The sequence below is a fragment of the Ruegeria sp. ABF4_144 genome, from assembly GCF_056160045.1.
This window is the reverse complement of sequence record NZ_JBSWWK010000001.1, coordinates 1,458,592-1,479,828: the sequence shown is the minus strand read 5'-3', so window position 1 is coordinate 1,479,828 and position 21,237 is coordinate 1,458,592. Positions and strand designations below refer to the sequence as shown.

The 21,237-nt window shown below is 57.1% G+C and carries 24 protein-coding genes and 1 tRNA gene; 19 read left to right on the top strand and 6 right to left on the bottom strand.

Going from position 1 to position 21,237, the window contains the following annotated elements:
- The first annotated feature begins 2 nt into the window (after positions 1-2).
- From ACXAGD_RS07600 to ACXAGD_RS07590, 3 genes are read left to right on the top strand one after another with little or no spacing between them, the layout of a single operon-like run.
- A complete protein-coding gene (locus tag ACXAGD_RS07600; protein ID WP_475209374.1) occupies positions 3-1,211 on the top strand; it encodes a Tm-1-like ATP-binding domain-containing protein in 1,209 nt (402 codons plus the stop codon).
- A gap of 1 nt (position 1,212) precedes the next feature.
- A complete protein-coding gene (locus ACXAGD_RS07595) occupies positions 1,213-2,076 on the top strand; it encodes a phosphoenolpyruvate hydrolase family protein (protein WP_475209373.1) in 864 nt (287 codons plus the stop codon).
- Positions 2,073-2,513, top strand: a complete 441-nt coding sequence (locus tag ACXAGD_RS07590) for an SRPBCC family protein (protein ID WP_475209371.1) — start codon at positions 2,073-2,075, stop codon at positions 2,511-2,513. Before ACXAGD_RS07595 ends, ACXAGD_RS07590 begins: the two co-directional genes overlap by 4 nt.
- 368 nt (positions 2,514-2,881) lie before the next feature.
- Here ACXAGD_RS07590 and ACXAGD_RS07585 read toward each other — a convergent pair.
- Positions 2,882-2,971: transfer RNA gene (locus ACXAGD_RS07585), tRNA-Ser, on the bottom strand.
- 123 nt (positions 2,972-3,094) lie between these two features.
- Between ACXAGD_RS07585 and ACXAGD_RS07580 the strand changes: the two genes are divergently transcribed.
- The 8 genes from ACXAGD_RS07580 (at position 3,095) to ACXAGD_RS07545 (ending at position 10,103) form a co-directional block, all read left to right on the top strand.
- On the top strand, positions 3,095-3,937 hold the full coding sequence (locus tag ACXAGD_RS07580) for a DUF2059 domain-containing protein (RefSeq protein WP_475209370.1): 843 nt from the start codon (positions 3,095-3,097) through the stop codon (positions 3,935-3,937).
- The gene (locus ACXAGD_RS07575; RefSeq protein ID WP_475209369.1) at positions 3,937-4,737 is read left to right on the top strand and encodes a DUF2059 domain-containing protein; all 801 of its coding nucleotides are present in this window, start codon (positions 3,937-3,939) and stop codon (positions 4,735-4,737) included. Before ACXAGD_RS07580 ends, ACXAGD_RS07575 begins: the two co-directional genes overlap by 1 nt.
- A gap of 208 nt (positions 4,738-4,945) precedes the next feature.
- On the top strand, positions 4,946-5,563 hold the full coding sequence (locus tag ACXAGD_RS07570) for a 50S ribosomal protein L21 (RefSeq protein WP_475209368.1): 618 nt from the start codon (positions 4,946-4,948) through the stop codon (positions 5,561-5,563).
- Between the two features lie 11 nt (positions 5,564-5,574).
- Entirely contained in the window at positions 5,575-5,844 is a 270-nt protein-coding gene (gene rpmA, locus ACXAGD_RS07565; RefSeq protein ID WP_039535512.1) for a 50S ribosomal protein L27, read from the top strand.
- A gap of 248 nt (positions 5,845-6,092) precedes the next feature.
- Positions 6,093-6,629: a GNAT family N-acetyltransferase gene (locus ACXAGD_RS07560; protein ID WP_475209367.1), complete on the top strand. Its 537-nt coding sequence runs from the start codon at positions 6,093-6,095 to the stop codon at positions 6,627-6,629.
- Between the two features lie 37 nt (positions 6,630-6,666).
- A complete protein-coding gene (gene obgE / locus ACXAGD_RS07555) occupies positions 6,667-7,701 on the top strand; it encodes a GTPase ObgE (protein WP_475209366.1) in 1,035 nt (344 codons plus the stop codon).
- Complete coding sequence (gene proB / locus ACXAGD_RS07550; RefSeq protein WP_475209365.1) at positions 7,689-8,795, top strand: glutamate 5-kinase; 1,107 nt, start codon at positions 7,689-7,691, stop codon at positions 8,793-8,795. The genes obgE and proB overlap by 13 nt, the downstream gene beginning before the upstream one ends.
- Before the next feature lie 45 nt (positions 8,796-8,840).
- Positions 8,841-10,103 (top strand): glutamate-5-semialdehyde dehydrogenase, encoded by a 1,263-nt coding sequence (locus ACXAGD_RS07545; protein WP_475209364.1) that lies wholly within the window; start codon positions 8,841-8,843, stop codon positions 10,101-10,103.
- Here the strand turns inward: ACXAGD_RS07545 and ACXAGD_RS07540 are convergent.
- Positions 10,100-10,696, bottom strand: a complete 597-nt coding sequence (locus ACXAGD_RS07540) for a histidine phosphotransferase family protein (RefSeq protein ID WP_475209363.1) — start codon at positions 10,694-10,696, stop codon at positions 10,100-10,102. The two genes, ACXAGD_RS07545 and ACXAGD_RS07540, sit on opposite strands and share 4 nt — an antisense overlap.
- A 41-nt stretch (positions 10,697-10,737) precedes the next feature.
- Between ACXAGD_RS07540 and ACXAGD_RS07535 the strand changes: the two genes are divergently transcribed.
- The 5 genes from ACXAGD_RS07535 (at position 10,738) to tsf (ending at position 14,526) form a co-directional block, all read left to right on the top strand.
- Positions 10,738-10,920 carry a DUF3553 domain-containing protein gene (locus ACXAGD_RS07535; protein ID WP_475209362.1) on the top strand — a complete coding sequence of 61 codons (183 nt, stop codon included), beginning with the start codon at positions 10,738-10,740 and terminating at the stop codon, positions 10,918-10,920.
- A gap of 98 nt (positions 10,921-11,018) precedes the next feature.
- Entirely contained in the window at positions 11,019-11,774 is a 756-nt protein-coding gene (gene olsB / locus ACXAGD_RS07530; protein ID WP_475209361.1) for an L-ornithine N(alpha)-acyltransferase, read from the top strand.
- On the top strand, positions 11,761-12,615 hold the full coding sequence (gene olsA, locus ACXAGD_RS07525; RefSeq protein WP_475209360.1) for a lyso-ornithine lipid O-acyltransferase: 855 nt from the start codon (positions 11,761-11,763) through the stop codon (positions 12,613-12,615). The genes olsB and olsA overlap by 14 nt, the downstream gene beginning before the upstream one ends.
- Before the next feature lie 166 nt (positions 12,616-12,781).
- Positions 12,782-13,573, top strand: a complete 792-nt coding sequence (gene rpsB / locus ACXAGD_RS07520) for a 30S ribosomal protein S2 (RefSeq protein ID WP_475209359.1) — start codon at positions 12,782-12,784, stop codon at positions 13,571-13,573.
- Positions 13,574-13,650: 77 nt separating this feature from the next.
- Positions 13,651-14,526 (top strand): translation elongation factor Ts, encoded by an 876-nt coding sequence (gene tsf, locus ACXAGD_RS07515; RefSeq protein WP_475209357.1) that lies wholly within the window; start codon positions 13,651-13,653, stop codon positions 14,524-14,526.
- Between the two features lie 377 nt (positions 14,527-14,903).
- On the opposite strand, the gene ACXAGD_RS07510 is transcribed toward tsf, so the two are convergent.
- The 3 genes from ACXAGD_RS07510 to ACXAGD_RS07500 all read right to left on the bottom strand — a co-directional run bounded on the left by ACXAGD_RS07510 (position 14,904) and on the right by ACXAGD_RS07500 (position 17,211).
- Positions 14,904-15,659: a helix-turn-helix transcriptional regulator gene (locus ACXAGD_RS07510; protein WP_475209356.1), complete on the bottom strand. Its 756-nt coding sequence runs from the start codon at positions 15,657-15,659 to the stop codon at positions 14,904-14,906.
- Positions 15,656-16,105, bottom strand: a complete 450-nt coding sequence (aroQ, locus tag ACXAGD_RS07505; RefSeq protein WP_475209355.1) for a type II 3-dehydroquinate dehydratase — start codon at positions 16,103-16,105, stop codon at positions 15,656-15,658. The genes ACXAGD_RS07510 and aroQ overlap by 4 nt, the downstream gene beginning before the upstream one ends.
- Before the next feature lie 92 nt (positions 16,106-16,197).
- Positions 16,198-17,211 carry an NADPH:quinone oxidoreductase family protein gene (locus ACXAGD_RS07500; RefSeq protein WP_475209354.1) on the bottom strand — a complete coding sequence of 338 codons (1,014 nt, stop codon included), beginning with the start codon at positions 17,209-17,211 and terminating at the stop codon, positions 16,198-16,200.
- Between the two features lie 138 nt (positions 17,212-17,349).
- Here ACXAGD_RS07500 and ACXAGD_RS07495 point away from each other — a divergent pair, with 138 nt between their 5' ends.
- Together ACXAGD_RS07495 and ACXAGD_RS07490 are read left to right on the top strand one after the other, a co-directional pair.
- Positions 17,350-18,168, top strand: a complete 819-nt coding sequence (locus tag ACXAGD_RS07495) for an SDR family oxidoreductase (RefSeq protein ID WP_475209353.1) — start codon at positions 17,350-17,352, stop codon at positions 18,166-18,168.
- A gap of 21 nt (positions 18,169-18,189) precedes the next feature.
- Positions 18,190-19,212 carry a phosphotransferase family protein gene (locus tag ACXAGD_RS07490; protein ID WP_475209352.1) on the top strand — a complete coding sequence of 341 codons (1,023 nt, stop codon included), beginning with the start codon at positions 18,190-18,192 and terminating at the stop codon, positions 19,210-19,212.
- On the opposite strand, the gene ACXAGD_RS07485 is transcribed toward ACXAGD_RS07490, so the two are convergent.
- A complete protein-coding gene (locus tag ACXAGD_RS07485) occupies positions 19,209-19,814 on the bottom strand; it encodes a DsbA family protein (protein ID WP_475209351.1) in 606 nt (201 codons plus the stop codon). The two genes, ACXAGD_RS07490 and ACXAGD_RS07485, sit on opposite strands and share 4 nt — an antisense overlap.
- 175 nt (positions 19,815-19,989) lie before the next feature.
- Between ACXAGD_RS07485 and ACXAGD_RS07480 the strand changes: the two genes are divergently transcribed.
- Positions 19,990-21,210, top strand: coding sequence for a serine hydrolase domain-containing protein (locus ACXAGD_RS07480; RefSeq protein ID WP_475209350.1), 1,221 nt, complete (start codon positions 19,990-19,992; stop codon positions 21,208-21,210).
- Positions 21,211-21,237: the final 27 nt, after the last annotated feature.

Genomic DNA, 21,237 nt, shown 5'->3' with positions numbered 1-21,237 from the left:
GTATGACAAAAAGAGCTTACGTGATCGGCACAGCCGATACAAAAGGGCCAGAGCTTCGCTATGTGCGCGACCTGATCGATGCGGCAGGGATGGAAACTGTGTTGGTTAATGTCGGTACTAAAGGTGGCGAAAAAGGCGTGGACGCAACCGCAGCTAGTGTCGCCGCCTGCCATCCCGACGGCCCTGCAGCTGTGTTCGTAAACGACAGGGGGCAGGCGGTGATCGAGATGGCCAAGGCGCTGTCCGCTTTCGTATTGGGTCGGGATGATCTGGGCGGCGTCATCGGATTGGGTGGTTCTGGGGGATCCGGCATTATCGCGCCAGCCATGCAGGCTTTGCCAATTGGGGTACCGAAGGTCCTCGTATCGACGCTCGCATCCGGTGACGTTTCTGCCTATGTGGGCGCGTCGGATGTAAACATGTTTCACCCAGTAACGGATGTGTCCGGCCTGAACCGTGTTTCGCGACGTTTGCTAGGTAATGCAGCCCACGCGCTGGTCGGGATGATGGCCAACGAAGTGCCAGAGGCCGCCGATGATCGCCCCGCATTGGTGTTGTCGATGTTCGGCGTCACAACCCCTGCGGTGCAAGCGATAACCGAAGGCTTGAGCGACAACTACGACTGTTTGGTCTTCCATGCCACCGGCAGCGGGGGCCGGTCGATGGAGCAACTGGTCGATCAGGGCGATGTGGCCGGTGTCATCGACGTCACCACAACCGAGATTTGTGACCTAATCGTGGGTGGACTGCTCAGCGCAGGCGAAGAAAGGCTGGACAGTATCGCCCGAACCAAGCTGCCATATGTGGGCTCTTGCGGCGCGTTGGACATGGCCAATTTCTGGGCACCCGAAACGGTGCCCGCGCAATTCCAAGGCCGGAATTTCTATCATCACAATGCGCAGGTTACCTTGATGCGTTCGACCCCAGAGGAATGCGCTCAGATCGGTGCCTGGATTGGTGACAAGCTGAACGCCTGTGAAGGGCCGGTGAGGTTCCTGTTACCTCTGCGCGGCGTATCGGCGCTGGATGTCGAAGGCGGTGCTTTCCACGATCCGGCCGCAAACGAGGCGCTGTTTCAGGCGCTTAGAGGCACAGTAAAGCAAACCGCTGACCGGCAATTGGTCGAGCTGGACATGCATATCAATGATCCAGCTTTCGCCGAGGCCGCAATCAACAAATTCAACGAAATCTACACTAAAAAGGATAACTGAGATGGCAGTCACAGGACGCGCAGAAATCCTCGGTCGTCTTCGGGCGAAAATCGCGGCAGGCAAGGTCATTGTCGGTGGTGGCGCGGGCACCGGTCTGTCCGCCAAATGCGAAGAAGCAGGTGGCATCGATCTGATCGTTATCTACAACTCGGGTCGCTATCGCATGGCCGGGCGCGGGTCGCTTGCGGGCTATATGTCCTACGGCAATGCCAATGAGATTGTCGTCGAAATGGGCCGAGAGGTTCTGCCCGTGGTTCAAAACGTGCCGGTTCTTGCCGGGGTCAACGCCACCGATCCTTTCTGCATCATGGAAAAGTTTCTGGACGATCTGGCCACGATGGGCTTTGCCGGCGTTCAGAACTTCCCAACTGTTGGTATTATCGATGGCCGTTTCCGGCGTGAGCTTGAGGCGACCGGAATGTCCTATGACATGGAAGTGGAGATGATCGCCAAAGCCCATGAACGTGATCTGCTCACGACACCTTATGTGTTCAGCGCGGAAAACGCCGCCGAGATGGCCAAGGCAGGTGCGGATGTGATCGTGGCGCATTTCGGCCTGACGACCGGAGGTTCAATCGGGGCAGGGGACAGCGCACCAGACATCGAAGAATGCGCACGCCTTTACAACGAATGGGCAGAAGCAGCACGATCATATCGGGATGATCTGATTTTCATTTGCCATGGTGGACCGCTGGCCGAGCCCATTGATGCGCAGAAATTCCTGGATCTCTGCCCCGATTGCCATGGCTTTTACGGTGCGTCGTCAATGGAGCGCCTGCCTACTGAGCGAGCAATTGCAGCCCAGACCGCCGAATTCGGAAAACTGCGCCGAGGCGCGCGAGTCACAGAAGGAGCGACACAATGATCCGAGCCTATTCCTCAACAATCATCGCTGTTCCCGTTGAACAGGTCTGGGAGCGTGTGTGCGATTTCAACGGGCTGCCCAACTGGCACCCGGCTGCAACCGACAGCCGAATTGAGGAAGGTCGCGCCAATGGCGAGGTCGGCTGCGTTCGCAATTTCGCGCTCGCTGATGGCTCCGGTCGTATCAGGGAAACTCTACTGTCACTGTCGCACACGGATCGAACACTCTCTTATGACATGCTGCCAAACGGCCCACTTCCATTTGTGAACTATGTCGCGACAATGAAGTTCTCGCCGATAACAGACCGAGGCGAAACTTTCGCGGAATGGTGGGCAGAGTTTGAGGCCGGAGATGGTCAGACAGACTTCTGGCACAAGTTCGTCGAAAATGACGTTTTTCACGGCGGTTTCAGGGCGCTGGAAGCCAGTTTCCTATAAAAAAAGTGATCAACCCTGTATTGCGACGAGGGCCAGTCAGGAAAACCCTTTTTCTACGCCTCGGTCGTTTTCGATTTGAATGTCTTTCGTTTGTTACCGCTTACCAGTTTGTAAGCGGTTTCCTTCGACATATTTTTTTACTCGATGTTATCGACGAACATGAACTTCACCGTTGTGAAGACCCCTACATCTGCATAGCGGGTGGTGACATCACTTAAAGAGAAAGCCCGGTATTTCCTTAAGCCGCCGACGAAAATTTCAAGATATCGCTTATCCGAACGACCAAGCGGTATTCACGTGGTCCACTGCATTGCCAATAGCAGAAAACGTGCCATGACCCGAAAATTTGCTAATTTTCATTGGTATAGTGGCGGAGAGACAGGGATTCGAACCCTGGGTGGGCTTGCACCCACAACGGTTTTCGAGACCGCCCCGTTCGACCACTCCGGCACCTCTCCGCGGGGGTCTGTGAGGGGGGGATTTAGTGAGGAACGCGCGGGGGTGCAAGCAGAAAATTCCTTAAATTCACCAAGTCGGGATTTTCCATTGCCACATGGCGCAAAACACCTAGGCTTCTGGGTATGACTTATCACCAACGCCGCATCACTTTGTCCTTTGTCCCGTTGCTTTTGGCGTTTGCCATGCTGCCCGTGCTATCTTTCGCCGCCGAGCGTGACCGGATTGAAGCGTTTCTGACCACCACCGGCTTTGACGTTGCATTGGAAAGCATATCGCTGTCCTCGGCCTCGGCTCCTCGGATGCTGGGAATCGATCCCGAAGGATTCGGCTCGGACTGGACGCGTTTGACAGAAGAAGTTTTCGATACCGAAGATATGCACGAAATCGCCGTCGCGATTCTGGAACAGACGCTGAGTGATGAAGCGCTGAACCACGCTGTCGAATTCTATGCCTCGGATCTGGGCCAAAGGCTGGTCGAGGCTGAAAACGAGGCTCATATGATCAAAGACGACGACGTCATAGATCAACAGGGTCAGGAAATTGTGGCTGGACTGATCAAAGACGGATCAAAGCGGGTCGAGAACCTGAAACGCATGAACGCTGCCATTGATTCCAGCGGTACCGCCTTACGAGCTCTGCAAGAAATTCAGCTGCGCTTTCTACTGGCCGCCAGCGCATCCGGCGTGATCGACCTGCAACTGAGCGCAGATGAGCTGCGTGAAATGATGAAACAAAACGAAACCGGCCTGAGGCAGGCATTGCAGTTATCCGCCCTAGCGGGGGCAGCATACACCTATCAGGAATTCTCAGACGCCGAAGTGGTCGCCTATGCCGAAGCGCTGGAACAGCCGCTTATGCAGGAGGTTTATGAGCTCCTTAATGCGGTCCAGTACGAAATCATGGCGATGAAGTTTGAAGTGCTGGCCTCACGGATGGCCGAACTACACCCGGCTCAGGACATCTGATGCGACTGTTTTTGGCGTCTGCCGTACTGGTTTTGTGGACATTACCGCTGCAGGCCGAAGAAAAGGTCGAACGCCTGCTGCAAGCCCTGCAACTGGATGAGATCATCGAGATTCTGCAGGATGAGGGCGACGTGATGGGGCAGACCCTTCAGGAGACCTTTCTGGACAATAACGGTGGGCAGGTTTTCCAAAACCAAGTCGACCGGATTTACGATGCCGACAGAATGCGCAGTCAGGTAGCGGAAGTGTTCGATCAGACCCTTACTCAAAGGGAACTGGACCGTGCCATTCTGTTTTACGAAAGCGATCTGGGGCAGGCCATCGTCTCGCTTGAGATTACCGCCCGCATTGCAATGGCCGATGAGACCATCGAAGAAATGGCGCAGGACACCTATGAGAACGGCGACCGAGACACCGAGTTCTACAAGCTGGTAGACGAGTACATCCAGATCAACAACTTGATCGACGAAAACGTTCAGAACTCGATCAGCGCCGACTACAACTTTTTCCGCGGGATGGATCTGGGAGGCGAAGTGGATGACGCAGAGCTTTTAGCCCAGTTGTTGACGCAAAAGGACAGCATAACCGACGAGACGCAGACTTGGCTGTACTCGTTCTTTCTGCTGGCCTATCAACCGCTAAGCGATGCCCAAATTCGCGAGAACATCGCATTTTCACGAACTGAAACGGGCAGGGCGGTCAACGATGCCCTGTTCCAAAGCTTTGACTGGATGTTCGATACAATCTATTTCGAGCTGGGTCAGGCGGTCGGATTGGTTCTGAAAGGGTCGGACCTTTAAGCCCGCTTTTGATGTTGACTTTCCCATGCAATCTATGGATAAGCGCGCATCCCGGCCGGTTTTCCGCGCCGGGTCTCGTTATTATTGACCCATAGGGCGCGTCCCAAGGGTCGTCACACAGCCCGAAAAGGGCGCGCTGTTCGAGGTGGCCAAGGCCAACAACGCCCGAAAGGGGACCACAGAACGCGGGTTAGAAAAGGAAAGACGCATGTTTGCGGTCCTCAAGACTGGCGGCAAGCAGTACAAGGTTCAGGCGGGCGACGTGCTCCGCGTTGAAAAACTGGCTGCCGACGCAGGTGAAAAAGTTCAATTCAACGATGTTCTGATGCTGGGCGGTGACGCTCCGGTTGTTGGCGCACCTTTCGTTGAAGGCGCAGGCGTACAGGCCGAAGTGATCGAACAGGTCAAAGGTGACAAAGTCATCAAGTTCGTCAAGCGCCGTCGTAAGCACAGCTCGAAGCGTACCGTTGGCCACCGTCAGAAGCTGACTCTGGTCAAAATCACCGACATCCTGTCGTCGGGCGCTGACAAGTCGGGCATCAAAGCTGCAACCGGTTCGGCACCGGCTGGCGAAGCTGCTCCGGCGGCGAAAAAGCCTGCCAAGAAAGCTGAAGCCAAAGCAGAGGCGCCCGCCGCTGCTGCTGCCGCTGACGATCTGACCAAGCTGAACGGTGTCGGCCCTGCCGCTGCCAAGAAGCTGGTTGAGGCCGGTATCGAGAGCTTTGCCGCTCTGGCCGCCTTGTCGGACGAGCAGATTGCTGCTATCGAAACGGTCAAAGTGAAACCCGAGTGGGTTGAGCAGGCCAAAGAGCTGGCCAAAGGCTAAGGAGAGAGAGAATGGCACATAAAAAAGCTGGCGGTTCCTCCCGTAACGGTCGCGACTCAGCTGGTCGCCGCCTTGGCGTGAAGCTGTACGGTGGCCAAGCAGCCATCGCAGGCAACATCATCGTGCGTCAGCGCGGCACCAAGTTCTGGCCGGGCGAAGGCGTAGGCATGGGCAAAGATCACACCATCTTTGCAACCACCGATGGCGCCGTGAAGTTCCACAAGGGACTTAAAAACCGCACCTTTATTTCGGTCCTGCCAGTGGCGGAGGCCGCAGAGTAAGCCGAAACCCATAAGGTTTGAAAATTCATGGGGGACCGGCAGAAAATGCCGGTCCCCTTTCTCGTTTTAACGCAGTTTTGATCAATGGCTCCGATGACACACGCAGCAAGCATAATCCCGTCCCTGATTCAGGGCAGGATCGCCCCTGCGGTTGAAGATCGTGTGGGCCGCAAATATCTGATGTGGACGTTAATTGGTTTCACCGTTGCGTCCGCGATTTACGTGTTGTTCGGAGGAGGAACGAACTCATGAAACTTGAGACGATTATAAACCAGCCGGTCATAGAAACCGAGCGGTTCGACCTGCGCCCGCTGCGTCGGTCGGATATGGGTCTCATTGAACACTACGCAGGTGATGAGCGCGTTGCACGCATGACAACCAGTATTGCGCATCCGCTGCCGCCCGGCTCGACCGAGGCCTTCGTGACCCGGTCCATGGCCGAGGATCGCGACGAGGATGTCTGGGTCATGGATGCCACCAAGGACGGCGGCCCGGAACTGATCGGTTTGATCACGCTGACGCGGCTGGATCGCAACCAGTCTGAGGTCGGCTATTGGGTCGCGCCCGTGTACTGGAACACTGGTATCGCGTCGATGGCCGTCGAAGCGCTGGTCAACGCAAACCCGTTGGAGAACGCCACCATGTTCGCCAGCGTGTTCCAAGACAATCCGGCCTCGGCCCGGGTATTGACCCATTGCGGGTTCCAGTACCTTGGTGATGCCGAAAACTATTCGGTGGCGCGCGATGCAAACGTGCCCACCTGGACATACAGTAAAAAACTCTGACTTGTGGCCGATGGGGCCTTTGCAGTAGGGGACAGCCATGAAATTTCTCGATCTTGCAAAGGTCTACATCCGGTCCGGGGCCGGAGGTGGAGGCTGCGTCAGCTTCCGACGCGAAAAATACATCGAATACGGCGGTCCCGATGGCGGCGACGGCGGTAAAGGCGGGTCCGTCTGGGCCGAGGTCGTGGATGGTCTGAACACCCTGATCGACTTCCGCTATCAGCAGCATTTCTTTGCTAAGAACGGCCAGCCCGGGCGCGGACAACAGCGCACTGGCAAGGATGGCGATGATATCGTCTTGCGCGTGCCTGTGGGCACCGAGATTTTGGACGAAGACGAAGAGACCGTCATTTGTGACCTAACCGAAGTCGGACAACGCGTCTTGCTGGCCAAGGGCGGCAATGGCGGCTTTGGCAACCTGCACTTCAAATCGGCTACCAATCAGGCCCCGCGCCGGGCCAATCCAGGGCAGGCAGGCATTGATCGCACCATCTGGTTGCGGCTGAAACTGATCGCGGATGTGGGACTGCTGGGCATGCCCAACGCCGGCAAGTCAACCTTTCTGGCGGCAACTTCGAACGCGCGCCCGAAGATCGCGGATTACCCATTTACGACGCTGCATCCCAATCTGGGCGTCGTCGGCGTCGATAACGTTGAATTCGTCGTGGCTGACATCCCCGGTCTGATCGAAGGCGCGCACGAGGGCCGCGGGATCGGTGACCGTTTTCTGGGCCATGTCGAACGCTGTGCTGTGTTGCTGCATCTGGTCGATGGCACGTCAGAGACCGTGGCGGATGACTATCGCACGATCATCCACGAGCTTGAGGCTTATGGCGGCGAATTGGCCGAAAAGCCGCGAATTACCGTGCTGAACAAAGTCGACGCGCTAGATGACGAAGAGCGCGAATTGGCCAAGGCTGAGCTGGAAGAGGCCGTTGGCGGACCCGTCATGACCATGTCTGGCGTAGCTCATCTGGGCGTGACCGAGGTTCTGCGTGCATTGCGCGCTCAGATCGACGAAAACCGACTGCGCCAAAAGCCCGCTGAGGAGGCGAAATCGTGGCAACCCTGACCTCGGCGAAACGCTTGGTGGTCAAGATCGGCTCCGCTCTGCTGGTGGACCGGAATTCGGGGTTGTTGCGGTCGGACTGGTTGCATTCTCTGGCGCAGGACGTGGCCTGGCTCAAGGGGCAGGGGACGGATGTCATTCTGGTCTCGTCCGGGTCAATTGCGCTGGGTCGCGGAGTGCTGAACCTGCCGATGGAAGCGCTGCCGCTGGAACAGTCCCAGGCCGCCGCCGCCGTTGGTCAAATCCGGCTGGCCCGCGCGTATGAAGAGGCGTTGACCCCGCACAAGATCACCACAGCGCAGGTGCTGGTGACGCTGGAAGACAGCGCAGACCGCCGACGTTATCTGAACTCTCGCGCGACGCTCGAGACATTGCTGAGCCTTGGCGTGGTTCCCATCGTCAACGAGAACGACACAGTCGCGACGGATGAGATTCGTTATGGCGACAACGACCGACTGGCTGCACAGATTGCGGTGACCGTTGGGGCAGACCAGCTGATCCTGCTGTCTGACGTGGACGGTTTCTATACCGGCAACCCGAACGAGGATACCTCAGCCACCCGGTATGACGTGATCGAGGATATCACGCCAGAGATCGAAGAAATGGCGGGCGACGCCGGGTCGGGCTTATCCAAGGGCGGTATGAAGACCAAGCTGTTGGCCGCCAAGATGGCAACAGCGGCGGGGTGCGACATGGCGATCACTGAAGGTTCACCTCTGAACCCGCTGAAAACGCTTGAGAATGGCGCAAACTGCACCTGGTTCACGGCGGCACTTGACCCGCACGCGGCACGTAAGCGCTGGATTTCTGCGATGAAGCCACGCGGTGAGATCGTCGTGGATGCTGGCGCGGCACAAGCGCTTGGCAATGGCAAAAGCCTGTTACCTGCGGGTATCGTCGAAGTGACCGGAGATTTTGGCCGCGGCGATCCCGTGGCCATCCTTGACCCAGCTTCGCGCCGATTGGCGCAAGGCCTCAGCCGTTACACCGCGCAAGAAGCGGATGCGATCAAGGGGCGCAAGTCCTCGGAAATCGAGGCGACTTTGGGCTATCCGGGGCGGGCCGTTTTGATCCACCGGGACGATTTGGCGCTATAGACGCGCGATGTTAAAACACCAGAATATGACCGAAAGGCACATGAGATGAAGGATTTCGACAGCATTCCCAACCTGATGGCCGATCTTGGAAAACGCGCCAAGGCGGCCTCGGCTGATCTGGCTTGTGCCAGCGCTGAACGCAAGCACGCCGCGCTGATTGCAGCCGCTGATGCAGTATGGGCAAACCGGACCGACATCATAGAAGCCAACAAGAAAGACCTAGAGTTCGGCCGCGAAAAGGGCCTGAGCCCGGCGATGATGGATCGTCTGATGCTGGACGAGGACCGCATCCAAGGCATGGTTGACGGTTTGCGCACCGTAGCGGATCAGCCCGATCCGGTTGGCGAAGTTTTGACCGAATGGAACATGCCCTCGGGCCTGAACATCCAACGTGTGCGTACGCCTTTGGGCGTTATCGGCGTGATTTATGAAAGCCGCCCGAATGTAACTGCTGACGCGGGAGCTTTGTGCCTGAAGTCCGGTAATGCAGTAATCCTACGCGGCGGGTCTGAGAGTTTTCATTCTTCGGGTGCAATCCATGCTTGCTTGGTCGAAGGCCTAAAGGCCGCGAAGCTGCCCGAAGATGCTATTCAACTAGTTCCGACGCGCGACCGTGCCGCCGTTCAGGAATTGCTGACCATGACCGACTATGTAGACGTTATCGTACCGCGTGGCGGTAAGGGGCTGGTCGGTCTGGTGCAGCGCGAAGCCCGGGTTCCCGTGTTCGCGCATCTCGAAGGCATTGTTCACATCTATATCGACAAGGTAGCGGACCCGCAGAAGACGCTGGACGTGGTATTGAACGCCAAAACCCGCCGAACGGGTATTTGCGGTGCCGCTGAGTGCTTGCTGATCCATCAGGACGTCGCCGAAACGCTGGGCCGGAACGTCATCTCGGCTCTGTTGGCTGCTGGCGTCGAGGTACATGCTGAAGGTACACTGGCCATGGACGGCACGGTTGCTGCGACTGCTGACGATTGGGGCAAGGAATTCCTCGATAGCATCATTGCCGCCAAACCGGTGGCGGATATCGACGCGGCTATCGAGCATATCCGTCAATATGGATCGAACCACACCGATTGCATCATGACCGAGGATGCGGGCACCGCCGCGAAGTTCTTTGAGCGGCTCGACAGCGCGATCCTGATGCACAATGCTTCGACCCAATTCGCCGATGGTGGAGAATTCGGAATGGGTGCCGAGATCGGCATCGCCACCGGCAAGATGCACGCGCGCGGGCCCGTGGGCGCCGCGCAACTGACCAGTTTCAAATATCTGGTGCGTGGGAACGGAACGACCCGGTCCTAGAACCGGATCACAATGCGGGTTGAGGTGGTTTCCGCCGCAACCCGCCGCCCCATCGACGCTGCGGTTTCGGGCAGAAGGGCGAACTGAACCTGTGCAGGGGTGACCTTGTTGGCAAACCGGCCCAGAGGTAGGTTCTTCCACAGATCATTGTCCAGGTTAAGCTTGTCTGCCGCGCCGGTCACCGTCCAGGTGTCGCCGTTATCTACGATTGTGACCTCACCGCCGAAGGGCATCGCGCTTTCGCAGCACATCAGCGCCAGAAACGCCAATTTTACCTGATTGCGAGGTACGGCCTCGGTCAGGTGCCAATTGACGCGCACACGGCCCGCCCGTTCGACATCCTTCAACAAGTCCGACACCTCGGCTCGGCCCAGAGGCTGATCACCGGCCGAACCAAATGCGACCCGGAAAAACCGGATCCGCGCCCCGGCGCTGCCGACACTGCCCGAGATCAACTCCATCTCGGGGCCTTGGGTGCCACCGACCATTTCAAGCAGCTCGAGGCCGTTAGTGATCGCGCCAATAGGGCTGATCAGATCGTGGCAGATCCGAGAACCGATCAACTCGGCCAGGTTGACGTTGGTGTCGCTCATGCGTACCTCCTGCTGCATCTGCCACCGGACCGGAGCCCTTGATGACAGACCTCAATGCTATTCTTGCACCAGGCATGTACGTCCGCCACCCCGATTTCCCCGATTGGGGCGTTGGACAAGTGCAGTCCAACATCGGGGGCAAGGTCACCGTCAACTTTCGCGAGCAGGGGAAAGTGGTAATTGACGGAGCACGCATCGCCCTGATGCCGGTCTTTGATCCGTGAAACTGGTTTAGGAAAGGTTAACAACCCTGCAAATCCGCTCTTGTTGCCATCCCCCCGGAAACTGCGGTATCAGCGCAAAAACAAGAACGGAACCACCAATGCCGGATGCAGGCCCTTCCTTTACCGTCAAACTCGCCGAGACCGAGGACGAACTGCGCGCCGCGCAACGGCTGCGCTATGACGTGTTTGTCCGCGAACTGGGTGGTGGTGGAGAGATGGTCGATCACGAGGCTGGCTTGGAGCGCGACAAGTTCGATCCGTATTTCGATCACATGCTGGCAATCGACAACGTCAGCGGCGAAACTGTGGGCGTTTACAGGCTGTTGCCGGGCGAACGTGCAGCGGAACTTGGGCAATTTTATTCCGAAGATGAATACGACCTGACCGTTCTGAAACAAAGCGGCCGAAAGCTGCTGGAACTGGGCCGGTCCTGCCTGCATCCCGACTATCGCGGTGGAACGGCGATGTATCACCTTTGGAACGGTCTGGCGACATATGTCAACGAGCGCGGGATCGAGGTTCTTTTCGGCGTGGCCAGCTTTCACGGCACGGACGTCGAGGCTCTGGCTCAGCCACTGTCGATGCTGCACTACAACCATCTGGCGCCGCCCGATCTGCGGGTGCGGGCGCAGCCAGATGTATTTCAATCCATGGGCCTCGTGGAGCCGACCGACCTGGATCGCCGCGCTGCGATGGTGCAGGTTCCCGCATTGATCAAAGCCTATCTGCGGCTTGGCGGATTCGTGGGTGAGGGGGCGTTCATCGACCATGCTTTCAACACGACAGATGTCTGCCTGATCCTCGACACTGCGCGCATGAACGAGCGTCAAAAACGCATCTATGGCGGAGCGTAGCCCGGTGAACGACGCGCTGTGGAACAGTGAGGACCAACCTGACCCGATCAATCTGGGTCCGCTAGGCTGGGTTCTTGTCATCCTGCGCGGGGTGCCTCTGGCGCTATTGGTATTCGGAGGGCTGATCATCCTTCTGACCATTCGCCTGATCGAACTACCATTATTCGGAGTACGCCGCCCAATCACCCCGTTCATCGCGCAATTTGTCTGCCGCAATGCCCTCCGGCTTCTGGGTGTCGGTTTTCGTACCTCGGGCGAGTTGATGCAGGAACGCGGTGCCGTGGTTGCGAACCACACGTCCTGGCTGGACATTTTTGCGTTGAACGCGCGCAAGCGGGTCTATTTCGTGTCCAAAGCCGAAGTAGCAAAATGGCCCGGCATCGGTTGGCTTGCCCGCGCGACTGGCACCGTGTTTATCGAACGGGAACGCAAGAAAGCCAAAGAACAGACCAAAGTGTTCGAAACCCGGCTGAAAGCTGGGCATAAGTTGTTGTTCTTTCCCGAAGGGACATCGACCGATGGATTGCGAGTTTTACCATTTAAAACAACGCTCTTTGCCGCGTTCTTCGCAGAAGAATTGCGCGACTTTATGTATGTTCAGCCGGTCTCGGTAGTTTTTCACGCGCCCAAAGGGCAACCAGACCGGTTCTATGGCTGGTGGGGCGACATGGAGTTCGGGCCACATCTGCTCAAAACCCTAGGTGCACGCAAGCAAGGTTTTGTCGAATTGATCTACCACGCGCCAGCCAAGGTCAGTGACTTTGAGAACCGCAAGGCGCTGGCCGCGCATTGCGAAGAGGCTGTGCGTCACGCGCACAGCTTGGCGCGGCTTAAAAAATAAGGGCAATAGCCCCTTGCACTGCATCCAAAGCTGCCGTATACGCGCGCCATTCAAACCCGCAGGCGGGGTTTGGGCTTTTTGAGGGAGACATCCTCATCAAGACCGCCGGTTGGAGCATCCGCTTCTTTCACCCCCGCCCAGGCGTAAACCGGAAAAGGAAAATAGCATGGCTCTTCCCGAGTTCACCATGCGTCAGCTGCTGGAAGCTGGCGTTCACTTTGGTCACCAGACACAGCGTTGGAATCCCCGCATGGGCCCGTTCATCTACGGCTCGCGCAACGGCATCCACATCATGGACCTGACCCAGACCGTTCCGATGCTGGACCAGGCTCTGCAGGCTGTTCGTGACACTGTCGCAAAAGGTGGCCGCGTTCTGTTCGTTGGCACCAAGCGTCAGGCAGCTCAGCCGATCGCAGACGCCGCTGAAAAGTCGGCTCAGTACTACATGAACCACCGCTGGCTGGGCGGCACCCTGACCAACTGGAAAACCGTTTCCCAGTCGATCAACCGCCTGAACCAGATCGACGAAGCGATGGAGTCGGGCGCCGAAGGCCTGACAAAGAAAGAGCGTCTGGGCATGGAACGTGACCAGGCCAAGCTGCAGGCTTCGCTGGGCGGTATCCGCGAGATGGGCGGCGTTCCGGATCTGCTGTTCGTCATCGACGTCAAAAAAGAAGCACTGGCCATCGCAGAAGCCAACAAGCTGGGTATCCCGGTTGTGGCTGTTGTCGACACCAACTGCTCGCCCGACGGTGTTGACTACATCATCCCCGGCAACGACGACGCGGCTCGCGCAATCGCACTGTACTGCGATCTGGCAGCACGTGCCGCTCTGGACGGTATGACCGCTCAGATGGGTGCTGCAGGCGTTGACCTGGGTGCGTTCGAAGAAGCTCCGGTTGAAGAAGCCGTTGCAGAAGAAGCGCCGGCCGAAGCAGAAGCATCTGCCGAAGCGTAAGCTGCCCGTCACGTAAATGACATATGGGGCAGGGTATGACCTGCCCCAATTCCGTTTGAATTGAGGAGAGCCAAAAGATGGCAATCACAGCAGCAATGGTGAAAGAACTGCGCGACCAGACCGGCGCAGGCATGATGGACGCAAAAAAAGCGCTGACCGAAACCGGCGGCAACATGGACGAAGCCGTTGACTGGCTGCGCACCAAAGGCCTGGCCAAAGCGGCCAAGAAATCGGGCCGTACCGCAGCAGAAGGTCTGGTTGCAGTTCACGTCAATGGTGGCAACGGTGTCGCTGTCGAAGTGAACTCGGAAACCGACTTCGTTGCGAAAAACGCTGAATTCCAGGAAATGGTCGGCAAGATCGCATACGCTGCCGAAGGCGTGGACAACGTCGAAGCGCTGCTGGCGGCTGATCTGGGCGGCAAGAACGTTGCCGACACCTTGACCGACAAGATCGCCACCATTGGTGAAAACATGTCGGTGCGCCGCATGGCCAAACTGTCGGGCGACACCGTTGTTTCTTACGTCCACAACGCAGCCACCAACGGCATGGGTAAAATCGGCGTTCTGGTCGCTCTGACCGGTGGCGACGAAGCGATCGGCAAGCAGGTTGCGATGCACATTGCAGCTGTGAACCCTGCAGCTCTGTCCGAAGCGGACATGGACCCGGCTGTTGTTGAGAAAGAAAAACAGGTTCAGATGGACATCGCCCGCGAATCCGGCAAGCCGGAGCAGGTGATCGAAAAGATGATCGAAGGCCGGATGAAGAAATTCGTCGCTGAGTCGACTCTGCTGAACCAGTCTTTCGTTGTGAACCCTGACCTGACCGTTGAAGCAGCGGCCAAAGAAGCAGGCGCAACCGTCACCGGCTTCATCCGTCTGGAAGTTGGCGAAGGCATCGTGGTCGAAAAAGAAGACTTCGCAGCCGAAGTTGCCAAGGCCGCTCAGGGCTAAGGAATACCTCCGGACCTCGCAGGAGGTCCGGTCTTATAAGTTTCAAAACCGGTCGCACTAAACGTGGCCGGTTTTTTCGTGCGGACATAAAAAAAGACGCCGAAGCGCCCTGTTTTTCATGAATTTGATTGAGGGGCCCCGCATGATGGGGATGGTCGAGGCCCCCCAAAATTCCGGCAATTGGACGCGGACGAATAGGCGCCTTATTGTCAGAGCGGCTGGAGAGCCCTGTTATTGCAAAGATCCAACCAAATGTTCCCTGGCTAAAGCCACCACTCACGGAACAATATCAGTTTGCAACTACGCCCTAGGAATGGAAAGTCATGTTTTCCTTACCTAGGGTAAATTGACGCAATATGGCGTCAGATTCCGAGGTCTTAGGCTTCCATCACGAACATCTGATTCTGCAGCGATGCCTTCAGAACTGCCTGCGCCGTGGTCTCGACACAAAGCGCTTCACGTGCAAGCCGAAGGTGCTTTTCTACCGTGGCCGACGTCAGCCCCATCAGCAGCGCAATGTCTTGTGTGGTCTTGCCGTCTCCGACCCATTGCAACGCTTCGCGCTGGCGTTTGGTCAGGGCACGGTTCGGGGCATTGTAGGGCAGGGTGAGGATTTTCAGATGCGCGACGTTGTTCATCAGCAGGATGTCATCGCCATGCTCGACCCACATCTTGTCCACTTCAGCCTGACTGGCTGCGTCCCCGGCGGACAGGGAAATAGCGCCCTTGGACCGCATCGAAACCGATGTGAAACTGATGGTGTACCCGAAGCTCACGCCTTGCGACCGGTTGAACTCCAGAACGTTCAGTTCTTGCGCCGTCAACTTTCCGTTGGTCACCATGTCCTGCGCGACACCCCAACTGGCAGCGCCCTCATTATTCAACGCCCATTTCAGCATCGGAGCGTGAAAATACATCCCATCCCGCAGAAACCCGTCCAGATACGGTTTCTCATGATTGGTTAGAATCACGAAATCCTCAGGGTCACCAAGCGAGGTTTCCGTGCGGTATTGGGTATAGCCATAAATCAGGCGATCAAACCCGAAACGGGCCATCTGGCGACAATGTGCGTCCCAAAGCTCTTCCAGAGTTTTGGTGTAGCTGAGAAAGTGTAGGTATTCACTCAGCGTCATGCAGTTGACCCGCCTTTCAAGTGTGCGGCCAGTGCGTCCAGTGCCAGAACATAGCCCTGCGCGCCAAAGCCGCAAATCTGGCCGACAGCAACCTTCGAGATATAGGAGACGTGCCGGAACGCCTCACGCGCGTGGATGTTGGACAGATGCACCTCGATCACTGGAAGCTCGACCGACGCGATGGCATCCATCAGCGCGATTGAGGTGTGGGTATAGGCGCCGGCGTTCAGAACGATGCCGTCCTGATCCCCTTTGGCCTCATGAATGGCGTCGATCAGCGCGCCTTCGTGATTGGACTGAAAACACGACACTTCGACACCAATGGAGGTACCATGGCTCAGGCACAGGTCCTCAACCATCTCCAACGTGGTGCTGCCGTAAACCTCGGGCTGTCTTGTACCCAGGAGGTTCAGATTCGGGCCGTTCAAAATCAGAGCTTTGTGCATTATCTCACTGTTCCCATTACAAGTTCATAGACGCGAACCGATGCCAATGTCCACCGGCCTGCGCGCGCGCAGGGCGAGTAGGGGAAGTTGGGTCACTCACCTTCGGCGTGAACTGGCATTGTCACCACGGTCTTTCCAAGCGCGGAGCGGCTTGTCATATGCGCCAATGCCTCGGACGCGCGGTCCAGCGGATATCTTGCGCTTATTCTGGGTTTGATCTTCGCTTCGCTGTATAACCTGAACAAATCTCTCACATTTTCCGAATGTCCTGCGGGATCGCGCATCACCGATGCGCCCCAGAACACACCCACGATCTGACACCCTTTGAGCAGCGGCAGGTTCAGTGGGATATTGGGAATGCCCGCCGGGAAACCGACGACCAGAAAACGCCCGTTCCAGGCCATGCTACGCAACGCGGGTTCGGCATAGCCTCCACCGACCGCGTCATAAACGACATTCACCCCCAAGGGCGCGGATAAATCCTTGATTTCAGACGTGAATTTCTTCTGCGAGTCATTGTCCATGTCATGCGCATACAGAACTGTCTCATCCGCACCAAGACTTCGGCAGAAATCCGCTTTGTCCTGCGAGGATACGGCGGCAATCACCCGCGCACCCATGGCCTTGCCCAACTCAATAGCCGCCGACCCGACGCCGCCCGCGGCACCCAATACAAGCAGAGTCTCGTCCGGCTGCAAATCGGCGCGGTCTTTCAGGGCGTGATAGGAGGTTCCATAGGTGAATATGAAGCAGGCTGCGTGCTCGAACGGCATCGTATCGGGAAACTTGATGGCGGTGGCCGAAGGGATAGTCAGGTGCGTGGCAAACCCCCCGTGCCCGGTCAGGGCCAGCACGCGGTCCCCGATTTCGAATCCGGTGACGCCTTCACCGATGGCCAGCACTTCGCCTGCAACTTCACCGCCCGGTGCAAAGGGGCGGGGCGGCCTGATCTGATAACGATCCTGAATAATCAGCGTGTCCGGGAAATTGACGCCAGCCGCCCTGATTCCGATCAGCAATTCGCCGCGTCCCGGAGAAGGATTGGGGAGGGTGGTCAGTTCCAGTGTGTCCGGCCCGCCTGGCGCGACGCTGAGTAAAGCTTGCATATCAGACCTGTTATCCTTGTAACTTAGTTACGAGGAGCTTTGGCGCAGCAACAAGCCTTGTCAAGAAACCAGCAATCATAGCGCCTGACCGATCCCCATTCCGGGGAAGCACCCGCAGCAGAACAACAGGAGCAGACCATGACCCCCGAAACGCTTTTTTCTTTGCAGGGCAAGACTGCGCTTGTCACCGGTGGGGCGACCGGGATCGGCCGTATGGCTGCCGAGGCGCTGATGCGGGCCGGTGCACGCGTTCTGATCGCGTCGCGCAAAGCGGACGTCTGCGAGGCCGTGGCGGCGGAACTTAATGCCCTGGGCGCCTCCGGGCAGGCTGAAGGGTTCGGCGGCGATGTCGCCACCAAAGAAGGTGTCGAGGCCTTGGTATCTGAGGTCAAGAACCGCACGGATCAACTTGATATCCTTATGAATAACGCGGGCGTCAGCTGGGGCGCCCCAATGGGTCAGTTCCCCCATGAGGCTTGGGAAAAAATCATGTCGGTCAATGTGGCCGGTCTGTTCGACCTGACCCAAAAGCTGCTACCCATGCTGATGAAATCCGGCACGGCCGACGATCCGGCGCGGGTGATCAATGTCGGTTCGGTTATGGGAGAGGTGCCAATGGGCGACGGTGCCTACAGCTATTCTGCATCGAAGGCGGCCGTTCTGCACCTGACCAAAATCATGGCCAAGGAATTCTCAACCTACCATGTCACGGTGAACGCGCTTGCACCGGGGCCATTTGTCTCACGCATGACGGCCTTTGCAACCGGTGACGAAGAGATGCGGGAAAAAGTCGGTAAGTCCGTTCCCTTGGGGCGTGTGGGCCGGGATGAGGATATCGCGGGCTGCATGTTGTTTCTATGCGGCCGCGGCGGAAGCTATGTGACCGGCGCTGTGATTCCGGTTTCCGGCGGCATCAACGTGGTGACCGCCGGCAATATCTTTGCCGCAGCCTTCTAAGCTGAAACATGGAGAAACAGGATGAGCAGCACGCATCTGGACCTTGCGGCGGTCGACGCTTACCTCAGCGCCCATCTGCCGGGATACCAAGGCCCGCTGGAGGCAACCAAGTTTTCCGTCGGACAATCCAACCCGACGTTTCTGCTGCAAACACCTGAAAAAAAATATGTTTTGCGGCGAAAGCCTGAGGGAACACTGTTGAAATCCGCTCACGCGGTGGATCGGGAATTCCGCGTGCAGACCGCTCTGGGCGGAACTGCGGTACCGGTCCCTCAGATGTATGTGTTGTGCGAGGATGACAGTGTCATCGGCTCGGATTTTTATGTCATGGAGCATCTCGACGGGCGCATCTTTCTGGAACCAACCATGAGCAGCGAAAACAACGCTACGCGTAGCGCTGTTCTGGACGAAATGAACAGGGTTCTGGCTGCATTGCACATGGTCGATATCGAGGCAGTCGGGCTTTCAGACTATGGCCCACCGGGAAACTACTTCGAACGCCAGATTGCGCGCTGGACTAAGCAGTATCGCGCCTCAGAGACCTCGGAAATTGCGGAGATGGACGCGCTGATTGATGCGCTAGGCCAGGCGGCGCCCGAGGATGACGGGCAAAGGACACTGGTGCACGGCGACTATCGCATCGACAATCTGATGTTCGAAAAACACGGAACCCTATGCATCGGCGTTCTGGATTGGGAGCTCTCGACCATCGGCCACCCTTATGCGGATCTGGCGGCGGTCATTATGCAGTGGCGGATGCCGCCCGGCACCGAGGGACGCGGATTGGCGGGCATTGATCGCGACAGCCTGGGTCTGCCGTCGGATAAGGCCTTTATCGATCAATATTGCCAACGTCGCGGCCTGTCCGGCATCGACAATTTCGGATTTTACCTAGCGTTCAACTTCTTTCGAATGGCCGGAATTCTTCAGGGCGTCTACAAACGCGCGCAGGATGGCAACGCATCGGACCCCAAACGCGCTATGGCGCTTGGTTCCTATGTCCCAATGTTCGCGCAATATGGGTTGGCCGCGTTAAAGGCTTAGGAGCCCTTTGACAGCTCAAGCACTAGGTTTCCCAGACTATTCTTACCAAAGAACATCTCGGACCCCACGAACATGCTGGGCACACCAAAAACGCCACGTTTCACGGCCGCCTTGGTCTGATCTTTGAGTTGCTGCTTGACCTCGACGCTGGTCATCGCTTCACGGATTTTACGCACCGGCAGTTCGTTTTCGTGCAGGATTTCGGTGAGAACTCCGATCTCTTCTACCTTTTGGCCATGCACCCAAATGGCATCGAATATGGCATTTATGTATTTGTTTTCCCACGATTTACCTGATGAGAACACCGCTCCGCGCATGGCAAATTTCGTATTGACCGGAAAATGCGGGCTCATGTGAAAGCTGATCCCACGGGCACGCGCAAACCGGTGCAAATCATGGGTCAGATAAGCCGTTTTCTGGCGGTTCTCAGAGAATGCCTGAAACGGGCTCTGGTTGTTTGTGGCCTTGAAGACCGTAGCAAGCAGAACAGGAACATGTTTCACCTTGGCACGGTGTTTATCGGCAAGCGCGGGCAGGGCCTTGTAGGCGAGAAAAGCGTTTGGGCTACAGAAATCATACACAAATTCAATATGTTGCGTCATGTTTTTCCTCCGAGAGGGTTGGGTGGTGAAATGTCTCCAACTCGTAACCAGCGAATCCGCTACGCCATCAGTGTAACAGCCTGATGGGGTGGACGTACCTATCTGGACGAATTCCCTGTTAATTCAGCGTGTAAGGCCGCAAGATCCTGCTCATCAGACAGAGGGCAGGAAAAAGATGACAGCGTTCGACCCCAAGCGCCTGAGCCATATCACCGACTGGATGCAACGTTATGTTGATGAGCGGAAGTATGCGGGTAGTTCCTTGCTAGTGAAACACAAGGGGACCGAGATTTACTTCAACGCCTGCGGTCAAAGAAGTGTCGAAAACGATCTGCCGTTTCAGCGTGACACGATCGTTCGTATCTATTCCATGACCAAGCCTGTGACCACGGTCGCGCTGATGATGCTGGCCGAACGTGGCTTGTTTAACTTGGATGCCCCACTGTCCGATTTCCTTCCGGAATTTCGCGATATGAAGGCCTTGATCCCGAACGCAGAGCAGCTGGATCAGACCGAGGATGCCGCAACCCCGACGCTGCATCAGTTGCTGACCCACACAAGCGGTCTCAGCTATCCGTTCAATCCCGGGGTTTTGCCCATGGCGATGGATGAACAGGACCTAATGTTCAAGCCTAATCAGGGTCTTCTGGCGGATCGTGTGGCCGATCTGGCCAAACTTCCATTGGCATTCCAACCCGGAACACGCTGGGAGTATTCCGTTGGCATAGATGTCCTGGGTCGCGTGATTGAGGTGGTTTCGGGTCAACCTTTGGACCAGTTTTTCGCGAAAGAGATATTTGAACCGCTGGGCATGCAGGATACCGGGTTTCAGGTGCCACCGGGGGCAGGGGATCGGTTCGCCTCGCTCTATACCCCTCTGGCTGGGGACGCGATGGCATTGAACTCGGCGGAGACCGGCGGCGAGACCCTGCGGCTTGTCGATCAGGTCGGTGAATCGCCATTTGAACGCACGACGACATTCTCGGGCGGCGGTGGATTGGTTGGGACAATCGATGACTTTTTTCGATTTGCCGAAATGCTGCGGAACAAAGGGCAGGGTAACGGGCACCGTCTGCTGGGCCCAAAAACGATAGACTACATGCTGTGTAACCACTTACCGGGCGATATAGCGTCGATGGGACCGCAGAGCTTTGCAGAACAACCCATGGAAGGCACTGGTTTCGGTCTGGGCGGCGCGGTGGTTCTTAACCCCGGCAGAACACGGGTGCCTGGATCGGTTGGCGACTTCAGTTGGGGCGGCATGGCTTCGACCTTTTTCTGGATCGACCGGGTGAACGATCTGACAACTGTCTTCTTCACACAGTTATCGCCGTCCAGTTCCTATCCATCACGGGCAGAGTTAAAGGCGCTTGTCCTTGGGGCACTGATTGAATGACCTTTGTACCGCTGATACTCAAGCCTG

What these genes read in the sequence shown, in the direction of transcription:
- ACXAGD_RS07600 (WP_475209374.1), top strand. Translation starts at nt 3, where the DNA reads ATGACAAAAAGAGCTTACGTGATCGGCACAGCCGATACAAAAGGGCCA.
- ACXAGD_RS07595 (WP_475209373.1), top strand. Translation starts at nt 1,213, where the DNA reads ATGGCAGTCACAGGACGCGCAGAAATCCTCGGTCGTCTTCGGGCGAAA.
- ACXAGD_RS07590 (WP_475209371.1), top strand. Translation starts at nt 2,073, where the DNA reads ATGATCCGAGCCTATTCCTCAACAATCATCGCTGTTCCCGTTGAACAG.
- ACXAGD_RS07580 (WP_475209370.1), top strand. Translation starts at nt 3,095, where the DNA reads ATGACTTATCACCAACGCCGCATCACTTTGTCCTTTGTCCCGTTGCTT.
- ACXAGD_RS07575 (WP_475209369.1), top strand. Translation starts at nt 3,937, where the DNA reads ATGCGACTGTTTTTGGCGTCTGCCGTACTGGTTTTGTGGACATTACCG.
- ACXAGD_RS07570 (WP_475209368.1), top strand. Translation starts at nt 4,946, where the DNA reads ATGTTTGCGGTCCTCAAGACTGGCGGCAAGCAGTACAAGGTTCAGGCG.
- rpmA (WP_039535512.1), top strand. Translation starts at nt 5,575, where the DNA reads ATGGCACATAAAAAAGCTGGCGGTTCCTCCCGTAACGGTCGCGACTCA.
- ACXAGD_RS07560 (WP_475209367.1), top strand. Translation starts at nt 6,093, where the DNA reads ATGAAACTTGAGACGATTATAAACCAGCCGGTCATAGAAACCGAGCGG.
- obgE (WP_475209366.1), top strand. Translation starts at nt 6,667, where the DNA reads ATGAAATTTCTCGATCTTGCAAAGGTCTACATCCGGTCCGGGGCCGGA.
- ACXAGD_RS07545 (WP_475209364.1), top strand. Translation starts at nt 8,841, where the DNA reads ATGAAGGATTTCGACAGCATTCCCAACCTGATGGCCGATCTTGGAAAA.
- ACXAGD_RS07540 (WP_475209363.1), bottom strand. Translation starts at nt 10,696, where the DNA reads ATGAGCGACACCAACGTCAACCTGGCCGAGTTGATCGGTTCTCGGATC.
- ACXAGD_RS07535 (WP_475209362.1), top strand. Translation starts at nt 10,738, where the DNA reads ATGACAGACCTCAATGCTATTCTTGCACCAGGCATGTACGTCCGCCAC.
- olsB (WP_475209361.1), top strand. Translation starts at nt 11,019, where the DNA reads ATGCCGGATGCAGGCCCTTCCTTTACCGTCAAACTCGCCGAGACCGAG.
- olsA (WP_475209360.1), top strand. Translation starts at nt 11,761, where the DNA reads ATGGCGGAGCGTAGCCCGGTGAACGACGCGCTGTGGAACAGTGAGGAC.
- rpsB (WP_475209359.1), top strand. Translation starts at nt 12,782, where the DNA reads ATGGCTCTTCCCGAGTTCACCATGCGTCAGCTGCTGGAAGCTGGCGTT.
- tsf (WP_475209357.1), top strand. Translation starts at nt 13,651, where the DNA reads ATGGCAATCACAGCAGCAATGGTGAAAGAACTGCGCGACCAGACCGGC.
- ACXAGD_RS07510 (WP_475209356.1), bottom strand. Translation starts at nt 15,659, where the DNA reads ATGACGCTGAGTGAATACCTACACTTTCTCAGCTACACCAAAACTCTG.
- aroQ (WP_475209355.1), bottom strand. Translation starts at nt 16,105, where the DNA reads ATGCACAAAGCTCTGATTTTGAACGGCCCGAATCTGAACCTCCTGGGT.
- ACXAGD_RS07500 (WP_475209354.1), bottom strand. Translation starts at nt 17,211, where the DNA reads ATGCAAGCTTTACTCAGCGTCGCGCCAGGCGGGCCGGACACACTGGAA.
- ACXAGD_RS07495 (WP_475209353.1), top strand. Translation starts at nt 17,350, where the DNA reads ATGACCCCCGAAACGCTTTTTTCTTTGCAGGGCAAGACTGCGCTTGTC.
- ACXAGD_RS07490 (WP_475209352.1), top strand. Translation starts at nt 18,190, where the DNA reads ATGAGCAGCACGCATCTGGACCTTGCGGCGGTCGACGCTTACCTCAGC.
- ACXAGD_RS07485 (WP_475209351.1), bottom strand. Translation starts at nt 19,814, where the DNA reads ATGACGCAACATATTGAATTTGTGTATGATTTCTGTAGCCCAAACGCT.
- ACXAGD_RS07480 (WP_475209350.1), top strand. Translation starts at nt 19,990, where the DNA reads ATGACAGCGTTCGACCCCAAGCGCCTGAGCCATATCACCGACTGGATG.